This is a genomic window from Kitasatospora acidiphila (assembly GCF_006636205.1).
GTDB classification, from domain to species: Bacteria; Actinomycetota; Actinomycetes; order Streptomycetales; family Streptomycetaceae; genus Kitasatospora; species Kitasatospora acidiphila.
Window position 1 is genome coordinate 1581090 of the sequence record NZ_VIGB01000003.1, and the last position, 15945, is coordinate 1597034.

Sequence of the window (15945 nt, forward strand, 5' to 3'; positions counted from 1 at the left end):
AGGTTCCTTCGGTAGGAAAGTGGGCGGTCAGCGCGCGGCGCGCAGCTCGCGCGGCAGCCAGTCGAAGCTGTCGGCGCTGCCCCCCGCGGCGGGCCGGTACTCCAGGCCGATCGGGCCGGTGTAGCCGGCCGCGGTCAGCCGGTCGAGCAGCGCGGCGAGGTCGAGCGAGCCGGTGCCCGGCTGGTGGCGGCCGGGGTTGTCGGCGATCTGCACATGGCCGATCCGGTCCGCATGGGTGTCGATCACGGCTTCCAACTGCTCGCCGTTGACCGACAGGTGGTAGAGGTCGCAGAGGAACTTGGCGTTGCCGAGCCCGGTGGCGGCATTGACCCGGTCGACCACGGCGACCGCGCCGGCGGCGGTGTGCAGCGGGTAGTCGGGCGCGTCGTCGCGGTTGAGGGCCTCGATCAGCAGCACGGCACCGATCGAGTGGGCGGCCCGGGCCGCCAAGGTGAGGTTCTTCAGGGCGAGTTGGTCCTGGGCTGCCGGGTCGGCTCCGGCGATCCGGTTGCCGTAGAGGGCGTTCAGCCCGCCGGCGCCCAGCGATTCGGCCAGCGCCGCGGCCACCGGGAGGTTCTGCCGGAAGCGCTCGCTCGCGGCCGGCAGCGAGACGGTGCCCTTGGCGCCCGCCGACAGGTCGTCCAGCAGGTTCAGGCCGCTGAGGCGCAGCCCGGCGTCCTTGAACGCGTTGCGCAGCGCGTCGAGTTGGGCCTTGCCCGGGACGGCCTGGGTGGCGAACGGCCACCACAGCTCGGCGCTGGTGAATCCGGCGGCGGCCGCCGCGGCGGGGCGTTCCAGCAGCGGCAGTTCGGCGAACAGGATCGACAGGTTGACGGTGGCGCGTCCGCCGATGGACGCGAACGCGGAGGCGGCGGCCATATCCCTCTCCCTCACTCAAATTCCGCAATACGAAAGATGGTTTCTGCTCACCGGAAGCTTGCCATGTCCGCCCGAAGCACTGTCAAGGTCTCTGCAACACTTTGTTGAAGGCGGCAGTGCGCACCGGCTCCCCCCGGACCCGCCGCTCGCTACAGTGAACGCGTGCGATTGATGGTGGAATTCACGACAGAACCGTTTGAACTGGACGCCTTCCCGGACCACGCGGCCGCCGCCCGCCGGGTGGTGGACGAGGCCGGCCTGGAGGTCACGGTCGGCCCGTTCGGCACCAGCGCCACGGGCGAGGCCGAGCGGGTCATGGCCGCGGTCACCCGACTGCTGCACGACAGCCTGGAGGCCGGCGCCAACCGGATCTCGTTCCAGGTGAGCGTGCTGCCGGTCGGCGAGGAGGTGGACGCGCCGTGACCGACGCCCAGGAGCATCCGCTCGCCGCGGCGATCAAGCCGCTGCTGGACGCCGTCGGCGCCACCCCGCTCGATCCGGCCGAGGCCCGGCCCGACGATGTGGTCCTGGAGTGGGAGGGCGTCCAGGCGGTCGCCGTCCGACTGCCGCATCTGAGCAGTGCGCTGGACCGGCTACTGGCCGAGACGACCCGCCAGTTCGGCGGCCGGCCGCTCAGCGAGCTGGACCGGCTGGAGAAGCAGCGCGTGGTGGCCCTACTGGAGGAGCGCGGCGCCTTCACGGTCCGCCACGGCGTGGAGACGGTGGCGTCGGCCCTGGGCGTCAGCCGCTTCACGGTCTACAACTACCTGAATCGCCAAGCCTGATCGGCAAGCTTCAACAAAGTGTTGACGGTCGGGGGTGGCGGATCTACCTTGTGCGAGTGGCACCACTCCCCCAGGAGGTCCACTCGTGACCAACCACCCCCACGCGTCAGTTGACCCACCCGGCGCCCTGAAGGCGCTCGCCACCGCCGAGCCCGCCGAACTGCTGGGGCTCCTGCTGGAGATCTGCACCAGCACAAACTGGGCCGCCGCGGTCGCGGCCACCCGCCCCTGGCCCGACCGGGCCGCCCTGCTGGCCGCCAATGCGGCGGCCACCGCCGCCCTGACCACCGCCGACCTGGCGGAGGCGATGGCCGGCCACGCCCGGATCGGCAGGCCCAGGCCGGGCGACGCCGCCTCCGAGCGCGAGCAGGCCGGCCTCCGCGGCGCGGACCGCGCGCTGCTCGACGAACTCGACCGGGCCAACACCGCCTACGAGGCGAAGTTCGGCCACGTCTTCCTGATCTGCGCCACCGACCGCACCGCGGACAGCATGCTCGCCGCCCTGCGCGAGCGCTACCCGCACACCCCGGCCGCCGAGGCACAGGTCGTGCGCGGCGAACTGCGCAAGATCAACGACATCCGCCTCAACCGGCTTCTCGACGAGACCCGCTGAGCTACCGTCAGTTTCTGACGTCTCATCACATCAGGCACTAGCTAAGGTCGTTCACGCCATGACCGGCATCTCCACGCATGTGCTCGACACCAGCCTGGGCCGCCCGGCCGAGGGCGTCCCGGTCGAGCTGGCGCTCAGCACCGAGGGTGGCTGGACGGTGCTCGGCGCCTCCGCCACGGACTCCGACGGCCGGGTCAAGGACCTGCCGGCCGTGGAGGCGGGCTCGGTCGTCCGGCTGACCTTCGACACCGCGGCGTACTACGCGCGCTCGTCGATCGGGACGCCGTTCTTCCCCGAGGTCACGATCGTCTTCACGGTCGCGCCCGCGCAGCCGCACTACCACGTGCCGCTGCTGCTGAATCCCTTCGGATATTCCGTCTACCGCGGAAGCTAGACACCAAGGAGCCGACCATGGCCCACGTGCTCGGTCAGAACCAGTACGGCAAGGCCGAGAACCGGATCGTCCGCGTCCTGCGGGACGGCACCCGGCACTCGATCAAGGACCTCAATGTGTCGGTGGCCCTCCAGGGCGAGTTCGCGGACGTCCACCTCACCGGGTCGAACGCCAACTGCCTGCCCACCGACACCACCAAGAACACCGTCTTCGCCTTCGCCAAGCAGTACGGCATCGAGTCGGCCGAGGCGTTCGGCATCCTGCTGGCCCGCCACTTCGTCACCGCGACCGAGCGCGGTGTGGTGCACAGCGCCCGGATCCGGATCGAGGAGTACGCCTGGAACCGGATCGAGGTCCCCGACGGCTCCACCGGCTCCAGCGATACCGGCGAGGCCGGCCACTCCTTCGTCCGCGACGGCGGTGAAGTCCGCACCACCGAGGTGGTGTTCGACGGCGAGCGGGTCCAGGTGGTCTCCGGCCTGCAGGACCTGGTCGTGATGAACACCACCGACTCGGAGTTCTGGGGCTTCATCAAGGACGGGTACACCACCCTGCCGGAGGCCTACGACCGGATCCTGGCCACCCAGGTCACCGCTCGCTGGCGGTACTCCTACTCCGGTGCCGACGGCCAGGACCAGCCCGACTGGGACCGCAGCTACCGGCAGGTCCGCCGCCACCTGCTGGAGGCCTTCGCCGAGACCTACTCCTACTCGCTGCAGCAGACCCTGCACGCGATGGGCACCCGGGTGCTCGACAACCGCGCCGAGGTGGACGAGGTCCGCCTGGAGCTGCCGAACAAGCACCACTTCCTGGTCGACCTGGAGCCGTTCGGCCTGACCAACGACAACGAGGTGTACTACGCCGCCGACCGGATGTACGGCTTGATCGAGGGCACCGTGCACCGCGACGGCGTGACCCCCGCCATTCCGGTGCGCTAGAGCCGAGCGCGAGCCCGAGAGCACAGCGCGAGCCCAGCGAGAGCACAGCGAGGAGTCCCCCACATGGCAGTCCAACCGCCGCCCGCCGGTCAGCGGGTCGTGATCGAGAACGCGGCGATATCCACCGTCGACGCCGATGACACCGAGTACGCCCGCGGGCACGTGGTACTCAACGGCAACCTGATCGAGTCGGTCGGCGACGGCCCGGCCCCGCAGTGGCTGGACGGCGTGGTGCGCCGGATCGACGGCGCGGGCCACCTGGTCACCCCAGGGCTGGTCAACACCCACCACCACTTCTACCAGTGGATCACCCGCGGCCTGGCCCAGGACGACATCCTGTTCGACTGGCTGGTCGCGCTCTACCCGACCTGGGCCCGGATCGACGACCGGCTGGTGCACGCCGCCTCGCTCGGCTCGGCCGCCGCGCTGCTGAAGTCCGGCTGCACCACCGCGAGCGATCACCACTACGTCTTCCCGCACGGCGCCGGTGACGTCCTGGGCGCCTCGATCGAGGCCGTCCAGCAGCTCGGCCTGCGCTTCACCGCGCTGCGCGGCTCGATGGACCGCGGCCGCCGGGACGGCGGTCTGCCGCCGGACCACGCGGTCGAGGGGACCGAGGAGATCCTCAGTGCCAGCGAGGCGGCCGTGGACCGCTGGCACGACTCCTCGTTCGGCTCGATGCTGCAGATCGCGCTCGCCCCCTGCTCGCCGTTCTCGGTCTCCACCGAGCTGCTGCGCGAGTCCGCCGCACTGGCTCGCCGCAAGGGCGTGCGGCTGCACACCCACGGCTCGGAGACCGCCGAGGAGGAGCAGTTCTGCAAGGAGCTGTTCGGCATGGGCCCGACCGACTACTTCGAGTCCACCGGCTGGCTCGGCGAGGACGTCTGGATGGCGCACTGCGTGCACATGAACGACTCCGACATCGCCAAGTTCGCCGAGACCGGCACCGGCGTGGCGCACTGCCCGTCCTCCAACGCCCGGCTGGCGGCCGGCATCGCCCGGGTGCCCGACATGATCAGAGCGGGCGTCCCGGTCGGCCTGGGCGTGGACGGCACCGCCTCCAACGAGTCCGGCGAGCTGGGCACCGAGCTGCGCAACGCCCTGCTGATCAACCGGCTGCACGGCCGGCCGGACGCGCTGACCGCCCGCGGAGCTTTGCGCCTGGGCACCATGGGCGGCGCCCGGCTGCTCGGCCGCCAGCACGAGATCGGCTCGATCGAGACCGGCAAGCTGGCCGACCTGGCGCTCTGGAAGGTCGACGGGATCATGCACTCCTCGATCGCCGACCCGGTCGCCGCCCTGGTCCTCGGCGCGCTGCCGCCGCTGGCGGTGCTTTTCGTCAACGGCAACGCGGTCCTCGAGCGGGGCCGGCTGACCACGGCGGACGAGGACCGGATCGCGCTGACCTGCGCCCGCGCCGCCCAGGAGCTGACCGCACGCGGCTGACCTGCGTGAACCCCACAGACTCCGGGCCGCCCAGGGACGGTGCGTGACCCGGACTCCGTCCGCCGCCCTCTCACGGCGGGCGGACCGCGGCCCCGGACCCACGGCGAGGGTCCGGGGCCGCGGCGTGGCCGCGCGGAATCACCACGTAAGTTATTGGGTCGAAACCTTCGACTTCGAGAGAGATCCGCTATGTCCACCGTGGGATCGGCGATTCCCGCCGCCCGGCTGCCCGCACTGCGCAGCTCGCTGCGCCGGACTCTGCGGGCGGCCCCGCGCCACCCGGTGGTCGCCGCGACCGTGCTGTCCGCCCTGCTCCATCTGGTGTGGGTGTTCTGGCTGGCCAATGACGCGGGCGATCTGTCCGCCCAGTACGCCTGGACCGACTTCGCCCGGCAGCATCCGGAGTCGGCCTACAACCTGTCCTGGTACGGCGGGATGCACATCGCGTCCTACAGCGTGCTGTCGCCCTATCTGATGAGCTTCCTCGGGGTGCGGACCACGGGGGCGCTGGCCGGCATCGCCAGTGCGGGCTTCGGTGCGCTGCTGCTCACCCGGTCAGGGGTGTCCCGGCCGATGTGGCCGGCGCTGTTCACGGCCTTCGCGCTCTGGTGCGACGTGGCCTCGGGCCGGGTGACCTTCGCGCTGGGGCTGGCCTTCGGGCTGGCCGCCACCGTGGTCGCCTTCACCTGCGCCGGCCCGCGGCTGCGCGGCACCCTGCTCTTCGTGCTGGCCGCACTGGGCACCATGAGCAGCCCGGTGGTGGGTGTGTTCCTCGAGGTCGCGGCCGCCGGCCTGTTCCTGACCGGGCGGCGCCGGGACAGCTACCCGCTGCTCCTTGCGCCTGCGGTGGTGGTCGGCGCGACCACGCTGCTCTTCCCGTTCAGTGGGGTGCAGCCGTTCTCGTTCCACAACATGGTGCTGGTGGTGGCGGCGGCGCTGGCGGTGATCCTGCTGGTGCCGCGCGAGTGGGCGGCGGTGCGCCGGGCCGGGATCGTCTATGTGATCGGCACGGTGCTGGTCTTCCTGATCCCGTCGCCGGTGGGCAGCAATGTGGAGCGGCTCAGCCTGCTGTTCGCGGGCACCGCGCTGCTGGCCGCGCTGACCAGCAGCGCGCAGAGCCGCAAGCGGGCGGCGCTGACGCTGATCGCCTTCCTGTCGGTGGCCGGCTGGATCACCGGCCGGACGATCGGCGACCTGCTGGCGACGGCGCCGAAGGCCCCGGCGGCGCGGGACGGCGGCGCGCTGATCAGCGAGCTGCAGCAGCTTGGCGCCGACCGGAGCCGGGTCGAGGTGGTGCCGCTCTCCTCGCACTGGGAGGCCAGCGGGGTGGCGCCGTACGTCGACCTGGCGCGCGGCTGGAACCGGCAGGCGGACGTCACCCGCAACCCGCTGTTCTACGCCACCAAGAAGCTCACCGCCGGCGACTACCACGACTGGCTGCGGCAGTGGGGGGTCGGCTACGTGGCGCTCTCCTCGGACAAGCCGGACAACGGCGCGACCGACGAGGCGGCGCTGATCCGGGCCGGCCAGCCCTGGCTGAAGCAGGTCTGGCAGCACGGCGCCTGGACGGTCTACCAGGTGGCCGATGCCACCCCGCTGGCCGATCCGCCGGCCGTGGTGGAGCACGCGGGTGCGGCTTCGATGACCGTTGACATGCCGGTCGCCGGCACGGTACGGCTGAAGGTGCCGTGGTCGCCATGGCTGGGCGTGGGGCACCTCGACAGCAACCACGGCTGCCTGCGCCAGTCGGGCGACTGGACGGAGCTCTACGCGCCGGCTCCCGGCACCTACCGGATCAGCGGCGACTACGGGCTCGGCCGGGGCAATCCCTGCAACTCCTGACGTGGCATCAGAAGATATGACCCGAGGGCCCGTTGGACATCACCGTCCGACGGGCCCTCGGCGTCTTGGGAGCGGCTACACCTTCAACGTCTTGATGGCGGTGGGCGCATGGCCGGGCTCGGTGGCCAGCTCCTCCCACTCGACGACCTGCGCGATGTCGGCGGTCGGGCTCATCGAGATGTTGGTGACCCGCTCCAGGATCGCCTCGACCACCACCGGCACCCGGTGTTCGGCGGCCAGCTTCTTGGCCGCCTCGAAGGCGGCACCCAGCTCGCCGGGGTCGGTGACCCGGATCGCCTTGCAGCCCAGCCCCTCGACCACCTTGACGTGGTCGACACCGTAGCCGCCCAGCTCGGGCGCGTTGATGTTCTCGAACTCCAGGTTGACCTGGAAGTCGATGTCCAGGCCGAGTTGCGCCTGCCGGATCAGGCCCAAGTAGGCGTTGTTCACCAGCACATGGATGTAGGGGATCCGGTGCTGGGCGCCGACCGCGAGCTCCTCCAGCATGAACTGGAAGTCGTAGTCGCCGGAGAGTGCGACCACCGGGCTCGCCGGGTCCGCGGTGGCGACGCCGAGCGCGGCCGGGATGGTCCAGCCGAGCGGCCCGGCCTGGCCGCAGTTGATCCAGTGGCGCGGCCGGTAGACGTGCAGCAGCTGGGCACCGGCGATCTGGGACAGGCCGATGGTGGTGACGTAGCGGGTGTCCGGACCGAAGGCCTTGTTCATCTCCTCGTAGACCCGCTGCGGCTTCATCGGCACGTCGTCGAAGTGGGTGCGGCGCAGCAGGGTGGCCTTGCGCTCCTGGGTCTGCGCGATCCAGTCGGCGCGGTCCGGCAGCCGCCCGGCGGCCTTGAGCTCCTCGGCCACCTCGATGAACAGCTCCAGCGCGGCCCTGGCGTCGGAGGCGATGCCGAAGGCAGGGGCGAAGATCCGGCCGATCTGGGTGGGGTCGATGTCGACGTGGACGAAGGTGCGGCCCTCGGTGTAGACGTCCAGCCGGTAGCCGGTGTGGCGATTGGCCCAGCGGTTGCCGATGCCGAGCACGAAGTCCGAGGCGAGGAAGGTGGCGTTGCCGTAGCGGTGCGCGGTCTGGACGCCCACCATGCCGGCGTTGAGCTCGTGGTCGTCGGGGATGGCACCCCAGCCCATCAGGGTGGGGATCACCGGGGTGCCGGTCAGTTCGGCGAACTCGACCAGCAGGTCGGCCGCGTCGGCGTTGATGATGCCGCCGCCGGCCACGATCAGCGGGCGCTCGGACGCCAGCAGGTGGGACAGCGCCCGCTCGGCCTGGGCCCGGGTGGCGGTCGGCCGGTGGACGGGCAGCGGGTGGTAGGTGTCGGGGTCGAAGTCGATCTCGGCCTGCTGGACGTCGATCGGCAGGTCGATCAGCACCGGTCCCGGACGGCCGGACCGCATCAGGTGGAAGGCCTGCTGGAGCACCCCAGGGACCTGGGCCGCCTCCAGCACGGTGGTGGCGGCCTTGGTGACGGGCCGGGCGATGGCGGCGATGTCGATCGCCTGGAAGTCCTCCTTGTGCAGCTTGGCGACCGGCGCCTGGCCGGTGATGCACAGGATCGGAACGGAGTCGGCGATCGCCGAGTAGAGACCGGTGATCATGTCGGTGCCGGCCGGCCCCGAGGTGCCGATGCAGACCCCGATGTTGCCGGCCTTGGCCCGGGTGTAGCCGTCGGCCATGTGGGAGGCGCCCTCGACGTGCCGGGCCAGGGTGTGCCGGATCCCGCCGCCCTCCTTGAGCGCCTTGTAGAACGGGTTGATCGCGGCGCCCGGCACGCCGAACGCGACCTCGACTCCTTCGCGCTTGAGGATCTCAACTGCCGCGCGGGCGGCTGTCATTCGAGGCATCGGCTGACTCCTGCTCCTACTCGATTCCACATCGCGGAAGCTTGGTTCTGTTATGCGGAATCACGGTAGGCGGCGGCCAGTTGGAGCGTCAAGGCTTCCGGGTGCCGAATTCAACAAGTCGTTGATTCGTATACGGACTCAATGGGCGCGCGGAGCCCGGGAAGGCGAACGCCCTCCCGGCACGGCTCATTCGCGGGGGCGCAGTCCGTCCGTGATCAGCTCCAGCATCCGGTCCAGCGCGATCTCCACGGTGCCCGGCTTGGGCTCGCAGGCCACCACCGCGGCGTGCACCAGTCGCAGCACCTCGGGCGCGGTCACGTCGCCGCGCACCGCCCGGGCCGCCTTGGCGTCGTCGATGAGCTCGTCGGCGGTGCCGAAGACCAGGTCGTGGCAGCTCTCCTTGAGGTCGTCGCGCTCCGCGAAGACCGCGCTCATCAGGGCCCGCAGCTCCCCGATGGCCCGCCAGTGCAGTGCCATCACCTCCAGCCAGGCGTACAGCGCGTCGCCCGGCTCGCACTCGGCCAGCAGCGCCCGGCCCTTGGCGCAGCTCTCCTCCAGGCCGCCCCGGTAGACCGCGGCCACCAGGTCCTCGCGGGCCGGGAAGTGCCGGTAGAGGGTGCCCGCGCCGACACCGGCCCGCTTGGCGATCTCGTCCATCGAGGCCCGCTCGCCGCGCTCGGCGAACGCCACCGCCGCCGCGCTCACCAGCCGCTCGTAGTTGCGGCGGGCGTCGGCGCGCATCGGCCGCGCCGGCGCGGCACCCGACGCCTCGTCAACAGCCGTGCCGGACTTGAGAGCTGACATGGCGTACATACCTCCTTGCTAAGCGGAGAGTGTCTCCGTATATTTCTGACCGTCAACTGGAGACTTCCTCCGCTTATTCTGCCCTGGAGTCCGACCCATGACGACCCTTGCCCCCGTATCCAACACCGCCACGGCGTCCGACCGCGGTTCAGGAGCCACCCTGGCCGTGCTGCTCGGCGCCTACATGCTGATCGCCCTCGACGCCACCGTGGTGAGCGTGGCCCTGCCCGCCCTGCAGCGCCAAATGCACTTCAGCGCCACCGCGCTGTCCTGGGTGCCCAACGCCTACGCCCTGACCTTCGGCGGCTTACTACTGCTCGGCAGCCGGGTCGGCGATGTGCTCGGCCGCCGCCGCGCGTTCAGCGCGGGAGTGGCCCTGTTCACCATCGCCTCGCTGCTCGGCGGCCTGGCCCCCAACGCCGGGCTGCTGCTCGCCGCCCGCGCCGTGCAGGGCGTAGGCGCGGCGCTGAGCACGCCCAATGTGCTGGCGCTGATCGCCGTCAACTTCGACGAGGGCCCGGCCCGCAACCGGGCGCTCAGCTTCTACTCGGCCGGCGCCGGGCTGGGCGGCTCGCTCGGCATGCTGCTCGGCGGGGCGCTCACCAGCTGGCTCTCCTGGCGCTGGGCGCTGCTGATCAATGTGCCGGTGGGCGTGGTGGTCGCACTGGCCGCGCCCCGGGTGATCCGGGAGCCGGAGCGGCAGCCCGGCCGGTTCGACGTCGCCGGCGCGATCACCGGCACCCTGGGCAGCACCGTGCTGGTCTACGGCGTGCTGCGGGCCTCCGACCGCGGCTGGACCGACGCACTGGCGCTGGCCACCCTGACCGCCGCCGCGCTGCTGCTGATCTCGTTCCTGGCCGTGGAGTTGAAGGCCCGCCAGCCGCTGCTGCCGCTGGAGTTCCTCCGCGACCGGGGCCGGATCGGCGCCTACCTCAACATGTTCCTGATCCCGGCCGGCATGTTCCCGACGTTCTTCCTGCTCACCCTCTACTTCCAGGAGGTGCTGGGCTACAGCGCGCTGCGCACCGGGCTCGGCTTCCTGCCGATGACCCTGGTGCTGTTCACCACCGTGCGGCTGATGCCCCGGGTACTCGCCCGCGTCAACCTCCGGGCGGTGCTGGTGACCGGCGCGGCACTGGTGGTGCTCGGCGGCGTCTGGCTCACCCGGCTGTCCGAACACGGCGGCTACCCCGCCCAGCTGCTGGGCCCGCTGGTGCTGATCGGCCTGGGCGGCGGCATGAGCTTCATGCCGATGAGCGCACTGGTGCTGCGCGGGGTGACACCGGCCAGGTCCGGCGCGGCGGCCGGGCTGCTGCAGACCCTGCAGTGGACCGGCGGCACGGTGGGCACGGCGGTGCTGGTCTCGCTCTTCAGCAACACCAGCCGGCACGGCACCGGCAGCGCGGCGCACCGCCTGGTGCAGGGCATCGACGCGGCCTTCGTCCTGGGCACCGCGGTGGCGGCGGCCGCCGTACTGGTGGCGACACTGGTGATCCGCGACCGGAAGGCCTGACACCTCGACCGGAGCTCCCGGTCCCGGCTTCGCGGCCCGCGCGGCCTGTCGGAACGTCAGCCGGTGCCGCCTCAGGCACCGGCGGCGACGGCCGCGCCGACCACGATCAGCACCACCCCGGTGACCGCGCTGAGCCCGCGCTGCACGGCCGGCCGGGAGACCAGCGCCCGGCCCCGGCCGACCGCGAAGGTGAACAGCACGTACCAGGTGGCGTTCACCATGGCCCAGAGCCCCCGAGGGCGAGCCTGGAGAGCAGCACCGGGCCGTTGGTGGTCACGAACTGCGGCAGCACGGAGACCGCGAAGACACCCGCCTCGGGATTGCCCAGGTTGGTGGTCAGGCCCAGCAGGTAGCCCGTCCAGAACCCGGTGCGCGGGCCGGCCTCGGTGCTCGGCGCGGTGGGGGTCGCTTCGCCCGCCCGCCCGCGCGCCGCGCGGCGCGAGTACAGGGTGCTGATCCCCAGCGCGACCAGGGGGACTCCCCCGATGATCCGGATCGCCGCGCTGACTGGGTCATTCAGGGGAGGCCTTTCGGTCCAGGAAGTCCAGCACGAGCGGGCCGGCCAGGTCGCGGAACTCCTCGAAGTACGCATGGCGTGCGCCGGGGATCAGTCGGACCTGCGCGCCGGGGATCCGCTCCGCGAGCAGGGCGGCGTTGGCGGTGGGGTTGAACCGGTCGTCGGTGCCGTGCAGCACCAGGGTGGGCGCGAGGATCTGCGGCAGCGCGTCCCATGCGTCGTGCCCGTTGCTGGCGCGCAGGTGGGCGCGCCGGGCGTGCGGCGGCATGGCCGGGTCGCCGAGGGTGCGGTGCGGTCCCGGGTGGGTGGCCGGCCACTGCGGGGTGTACATCAGGTCGAGCAGGGTGCGCAGGCGCTCGGCCGGGTCCGGCGAGGCGAGTGCGCGGCGCACGCTGTCGTCGCGTTCGAAGGCCTTGGGGCCGCCGGGCGACGTGCAGCCGAGCACCAGCGAGCGGACCCGCTCCGGATGGCGGACGGCCAGCCACTGGGCGACCCGCCCGCCCATCGAGGTGCCGTAGACGTCGGCCCGGTCGACGCCCAGGTGGTCCAGCACCGCGACGGCATCCTCGGCGAAGCCCTGGGTGCTGTATGGCCCTTCGGGCTTGCCGCTGTCGCCGGTGCCGCGGTAGTCGAGGGTGATGGTGCGGCGGGCGGTGTCGAAGTCGTCGCGGACCCGGTCCCACCAGTGGTGGTTGTTCGCCTGGCCGGCGAGCAGCAGCAGCGGGGCGCCCGCGCCCTGGGTCTGGTAGGCGATGCGGGTCCCGTCCGCGGTGATGGCGTGTGGCACGGCGTCCGTCCTTGTCGGCCCGGGCCGGCGTCCACCGGCCTCGCCGACCACCCTACGAGGGCCGCTCGGCCGAACTCGCCCGTGGGCGGGCGAGTTCGGCCGAGCGCGGCCTCGGCTCAGCTCTCGGCGTCCGCCGGCACCTCGTGGGAGAAGTAGCCGGTCGTGGCCTTGCGGTCGGCCTTCAGGTGGGCGCCCTGGGAGTTGCAGTCGGTGCGGGACGTGCCGACGCTCTGGGTCCCGCTGCAGCGGGAGACCGCTGGCCGGGGCGCCGGGGCGCGCAACCCGGCTTCCGCGCCGACGAGGCCGAGTTGCCGATCCTCGCCGAGCTCTGCCGCCAACTCGACGGCCTGCCACGCGCCTTGGAGGCCGCCGCCTGGCTGACGGTCCTCTCCGCCGACCGCCTGGTGGTGACGGCGCGCGACGAGCCCCAGCTGATCGCCGACCGCCTAGGCGTACGGAGGTTCGCCGGTCCGTGCAGCCCGCCTACGGCCTGCACGGCCCGCACGGTCCGCCGGGGAGTGGTCGCCCCGGCGGACCGTGCGGCCTGGTGGCTCAGTCGAGCAGGGCGTAGCCCGGCAGGGTCAGGAAGTCGACGAACTCCTCGGCGAGCGCGACCTGTTCGAAGAGTTCGCGGGTTTCGGTCCAACGGCCGGCTGCGAAGGCCTCGTTGCCCATCTCGGCGCGGATGGTGTCCAGTTCCTCGGAGATCAGCCGCCGGGTGAGGTCGGCGGTGACCTTCTCGCCGGTGTCGGCGAGCACCACGCCGTTGCGGATCCACTGCCAGATCTGCGAGCGGGAGATCTCGGCGGTGGCGGCGTCCTCCATCATGTTGAAGATGGCGACCGCGCCCAGCCCGCCGAGCCAGGCCTCGCAGTACCGCAGGCCGACGGCGACGGCGTTGCGCAGTCCGGCCGCGGTGCAGGAGCCGCCGGCGCCGGCGATGTCCAGCAACTGCTCGGCGGTGACCGGCTGTTCGGTGCCCGGGTGGTCCTTCTGGTGGGGCCGCTCCCCCAGCACCGCGTCAAAGCCGGCGCGGGCCACCGGCACCAGGTCGGGGTGGGCCACCCAGGAGCCGTCGAAGCCGCCGGCCGCCTCGCGGTCCTTGTCGGCCTTGACCTTCTCCAGCGCCGCCGCGTTGACCTCCGGGTCCTTGCGGGACGGGATGAACGCGGCCATGCCGCCGATCGCGTGGGCGCCGCGCCGGTGGCAGGTGCGCACCAGCAGGCGGGTGTAGGCGGCCATGAACGGCGAGGTCATGCCCACGGTGTTGCGGTCCGGCAGGATGAAGTGCTCGCCGGCGTCGCGGAAGTTCTTGACGATCGAGAACAGGTAGTCCCACCGGCCGGCGTTCAACCCGGCGGCGTGGTCGCGCAGTTCATAGAGGATCTCGTCCATCTCGAAGGCGGCCGTGATGGTCTCGATCAGCACGGTGGCCCGGATGGTGCCGTGCGGGATGCCGAGTTCGCGCTGGGCGTGGGTGAAGACGTCGTTCCAGAGCCGGGCCTCCAGGTGGCTCTCGGTCTTCGGCAGGTAGAAGTACGGCCCGGAGTTGGGGTCCGTCTCGCCCTTGGCCAGCAGCCGCCGGGCGTTGTGGAAGAAGTAGAGGCCGAAGTCGAAGAGGGCGCCGGACACCGGGGTGCCGTCGACCAGCAGGTGGCGCTCGTCCAGGTGCCAGCCGCGCGGCCGGACCACCACGGTGGCCAACTGACCGGCGGGCAACAGCTTGTACTCCTTGCCCTGCGGGGAGGTGAAGTCGATCCGGCCCTCGAAGGCGTCGATCAGGTTGAGCTGACCGGAGACCAGGGCCTCCCAGGTCGGCGAGGTGGCGTCCTCGAAGTCGGCGAGCCAGACCTCGGCGCCGGAGTTGAGGGCGTTGATCACCATCTTGCGGTCGGTCGGGCCGGTGATCTCCACCCGGCGGTCCTGGAGCGCCCGCGGCGCCGGGGCCACCGTCCAGTCTCCGGCCCGGATGTCGGCGGTCTCGGGGAGGAAGTCGAGGGAGCCGGTCCGGGCGATCTCGGCCCGGCGCCACCGGCGCCCGGCCAGCAGTTCCTGCCGGCGTGGTTCGAAGGCCCGATGGAGGCCGGCGACGAAGGCGCGGGCCTCCTCAGTGAGCACCTCCTCCGCGCGGGGGACCCGTGGGCCGGCGACAGTGACGACCGGAGCCTGGTCGGTAGCCATGGCAGGACACTCCTTGAACGGCGATTCTGTAAGGTGGAGACTAGTTTCCGCGATACAGAATTTCAACGGTTTGTTGACGGATCGCCAGACTCCCCCAGCACCAGATCCCCGAGAGTTGAGGACTCAAGCCGTGCCCAGCAGCTCAGCACCCGACCGCGCCGGCGGCGGCGTCCAGTCCGTCGAGCGCGCCTTCCAGCTGCTGGAGGCGCTCGCCGACACCGGCGGCATCGCCACCCTGAGCGAGCTCTCCAACATCTCCGGGCTGCCGATGCCGACCATCCACCGCCTGGTACGTACCCTCGCGCAGCAGGGGTATGTCCGCCAGGACAGCGCGCGCCGCTACACCCTGGGCCCGCGGCTGATCCGGCTCGGCGAGACCGCGGGCCGGCTGCTCGGCAGCTGGGCCCGGCCGTATCTGGCCGAGCTCATGGAGGCCACCGGCGAGACCGCCAACCTGGCCGTGCTGGAGGGCGGCGAGGTGGTCTATGTCGGACAGGTGCAGTCGCGCCGCTCGATGCGGATGTTCACCGAGGTCGGCCGCCGGGTGCAGCCGCACTGCACCGGGGTCGGCAAGGCGCTGCTCGCCCAGCTGCCCGAGGCGGAGGCCCGCACCGTGCTCGGCAGCCAACCGCTGCCCGCGCACACCGAGTTCACCGTCACCGACCGGGATGAGCTGTTCGCGCAGCTGGCCCGGGCCCGCGAGGTCGGCTATGTGATCGACGACCAGGAGCAGGAGATCGGCGTGCGCTGCATCGCGGTGGCGGTGCCGGGCGCGCCGACTCCGACGGCGCTTTCGGTGTCCGGCCCGGAGGCCCGGATCCGGGCACTGGAGGAGCAGAGCGGGGCCGAGCCGCTGGTCAGCGTGATGCAGGGGATCGCCGAACGCCTCGGCAGCGTGCTCGCGCCCTGACGCTTCGAATATGTACGGTGGCTTAGAGTGACACCATGCGCTCGCTGCTCGTGCCCCTGCTCAGTGCCGCCGTGCTGGTCGGCCACCCCGCCGACCTCATGGTGGTGCCGCTCGACCCGGATCCGGCCCGGCCGGCGGCACCACCACGGTTCACGCCCTCGTGGCCAACAACGGGCCCGACGTCGCCGGGAAGTTCACCGTGACGGTCCGGCTGCCCGCCCGCACCCATGCCGTCGGGCCCTACTTCCCGGCCGACTGCACCCCCAACCACCTTGGCACCGTGGTCCGTTGCAGCTTCCCGGCCGGACTCGGGGTACTGCGGTCAGCGACCGCGCTGGTGCCGATCCGGATCGCCGACGGCGCGTCAGGAAGCCTCACCGGAGGGCGGGTTGAGGTGGGGAGCGCGAACGACCCGGACCACTCGAACGACACGGGGTCGTTCGTGGTCCGGGTCGCCCGGTAGCCGACTTGCG

At 71.7% G+C, this 15945-nt stretch carries 18 protein-coding genes; 10 read left to right on the forward strand and 8 right to left on the reverse strand.

All coding sequences use genetic code 11. The annotated features are described in order from the left end of the window. Window positions 1-27: 27 nt before the first annotated feature. Window positions 28-879 carry a hydroxypyruvate isomerase family protein gene (locus tag E6W39_RS07995; protein WP_141632926.1) on the reverse strand — a complete coding sequence of 284 codons (852 nt, stop codon included), beginning with the start codon at window positions 877-879 and terminating at the stop codon, window positions 28-30. Window positions 880-1050: 171 nt separating this feature from the next. Here E6W39_RS07995 and E6W39_RS08000 point away from each other — a divergent pair, with 171 nt between their 5' ends. From E6W39_RS08000 to E6W39_RS08030, 7 genes are all read left to right on the forward strand, one after another. Beyond that, window positions 1051-1302: a thiamine-binding protein gene (locus tag E6W39_RS08000; protein ID WP_141637606.1), complete on the forward strand. Its 252-nt coding sequence runs from the start codon at window positions 1051-1053 to the stop codon at window positions 1300-1302. Beyond that, window positions 1299-1664: a helix-turn-helix domain-containing protein gene (locus E6W39_RS08005; protein ID WP_141632927.1), complete on the forward strand. Its 366-nt coding sequence runs from the start codon at window positions 1299-1301 to the stop codon at window positions 1662-1664. Before E6W39_RS08000 ends, E6W39_RS08005 begins: the two co-directional genes overlap by 4 nt. 85 nt (window positions 1665-1749) lie before the next feature. Then, window positions 1750-2277: a 2-oxo-4-hydroxy-4-carboxy-5-ureidoimidazoline decarboxylase gene (gene uraD, locus E6W39_RS08010; RefSeq protein WP_228718023.1), complete on the forward strand. Its 528-nt coding sequence runs from the start codon at window positions 1750-1752 to the stop codon at window positions 2275-2277. A gap of 58 nt (window positions 2278-2335) precedes the next feature. Further along, window positions 2336-2671 carry a hydroxyisourate hydrolase gene (gene uraH, locus E6W39_RS08015; protein ID WP_141632928.1) on the forward strand — a complete coding sequence of 112 codons (336 nt, stop codon included), beginning with the start codon at window positions 2336-2338 and terminating at the stop codon, window positions 2669-2671. A 17-nt stretch (window positions 2672-2688) separates the two neighbouring features. Next, on the forward strand, window positions 2689-3609 hold the full coding sequence (gene pucL / locus E6W39_RS08020; RefSeq protein ID WP_141632929.1) for a factor-independent urate hydroxylase: 921 nt from the start codon (window positions 2689-2691) through the stop codon (window positions 3607-3609). Between the two features lie 63 nt (window positions 3610-3672). Further along, window positions 3673-5055 carry an 8-oxoguanine deaminase gene (locus tag E6W39_RS08025; RefSeq protein ID WP_141632930.1) on the forward strand — a complete coding sequence of 461 codons (1383 nt, stop codon included), beginning with the start codon at window positions 3673-3675 and terminating at the stop codon, window positions 5053-5055. A gap of 189 nt (window positions 5056-5244) precedes the next feature. After that, window positions 5245-6897 (forward strand): MFS transporter, encoded by a 1653-nt coding sequence (locus E6W39_RS08030; RefSeq protein ID WP_220140175.1) that lies wholly within the window; start codon window positions 5245-5247, stop codon window positions 6895-6897. A 75-nt stretch (window positions 6898-6972) separates the two neighbouring features. On the opposite strand, the gene gcl is transcribed toward E6W39_RS08030, so the two are convergent. Both gcl and E6W39_RS08040 read right to left on the reverse strand, forming a co-directional pair. Beyond that, a complete protein-coding gene (gcl, locus tag E6W39_RS08035; RefSeq protein ID WP_141632931.1) occupies window positions 6973-8760 on the reverse strand; it encodes a glyoxylate carboligase in 1788 nt (595 codons plus the stop codon). A gap of 186 nt (window positions 8761-8946) precedes the next feature. Next, window positions 8947-9564: a TetR/AcrR family transcriptional regulator gene (locus E6W39_RS08040; RefSeq protein ID WP_181799152.1), complete on the reverse strand. Its 618-nt coding sequence runs from the start codon at window positions 9562-9564 to the stop codon at window positions 8947-8949. Between the two features lie 97 nt (window positions 9565-9661). Here E6W39_RS08040 and E6W39_RS08045 point away from each other — a divergent pair, with 97 nt between their 5' ends. After that, on the forward strand, window positions 9662-11077 hold the full coding sequence (locus tag E6W39_RS08045; protein WP_141632933.1) for an MFS transporter: 1416 nt from the start codon (window positions 9662-9664) through the stop codon (window positions 11075-11077). Window positions 11078-11148: 71 nt separating this feature from the next. Here E6W39_RS08045 and E6W39_RS39120 read toward each other — a convergent pair whose 3' ends face one another. The 5 genes from E6W39_RS39120 to aceB form a co-directional block, all read right to left on the reverse strand. Further along, window positions 11149-11298 carry a hypothetical protein gene (locus E6W39_RS39120; RefSeq protein WP_181799153.1) on the reverse strand — a complete coding sequence of 50 codons (150 nt, stop codon included), beginning with the start codon at window positions 11296-11298 and terminating at the stop codon, window positions 11149-11151. Beyond that, window positions 11292-11669 carry a LysE family translocator gene (locus E6W39_RS08050; protein ID WP_141632934.1) on the reverse strand — a complete coding sequence of 126 codons (378 nt, stop codon included), beginning with the start codon at window positions 11667-11669 and terminating at the stop codon, window positions 11292-11294. Before E6W39_RS08050 ends, E6W39_RS39120 begins: the two co-directional genes overlap by 7 nt. Beyond that, the gene (locus E6W39_RS08055; RefSeq protein WP_141632935.1) at window positions 11590-12381 is read right to left on the reverse strand and encodes an alpha/beta fold hydrolase; all 792 of its coding nucleotides are present in this window, start codon (window positions 12379-12381) and stop codon (window positions 11590-11592) included. Before E6W39_RS08055 ends, E6W39_RS08050 begins: the two co-directional genes overlap by 80 nt. A gap of 116 nt (window positions 12382-12497) precedes the next feature. Further along, entirely contained in the window at window positions 12498-12719 is a 222-nt protein-coding gene (locus tag E6W39_RS08060) for a hypothetical protein (RefSeq protein ID WP_141632936.1), read from the reverse strand. Between the two features lie 214 nt (window positions 12720-12933). Then, window positions 12934-14562 carry a malate synthase A gene (gene aceB / locus E6W39_RS08065; RefSeq protein ID WP_141632937.1) on the reverse strand — a complete coding sequence of 543 codons (1629 nt, stop codon included), beginning with the start codon at window positions 14560-14562 and terminating at the stop codon, window positions 12934-12936. Window positions 14563-14692: 130 nt separating this feature from the next. Here aceB and E6W39_RS08070 point away from each other — a divergent pair, with 130 nt between their 5' ends. Further along, a complete protein-coding gene (locus tag E6W39_RS08070; RefSeq protein WP_228718024.1) occupies window positions 14693-15472 on the forward strand; it encodes an IclR family transcriptional regulator in 780 nt (259 codons plus the stop codon). Window positions 15473-15632: 160 nt separating this feature from the next. Continuing rightward, complete coding sequence (locus E6W39_RS08075; RefSeq protein ID WP_141632939.1) at window positions 15633-15935, forward strand: hypothetical protein; 303 nt, start codon at window positions 15633-15635, stop codon at window positions 15933-15935. Window positions 15936-15945: the final 10 nt, after the last annotated feature.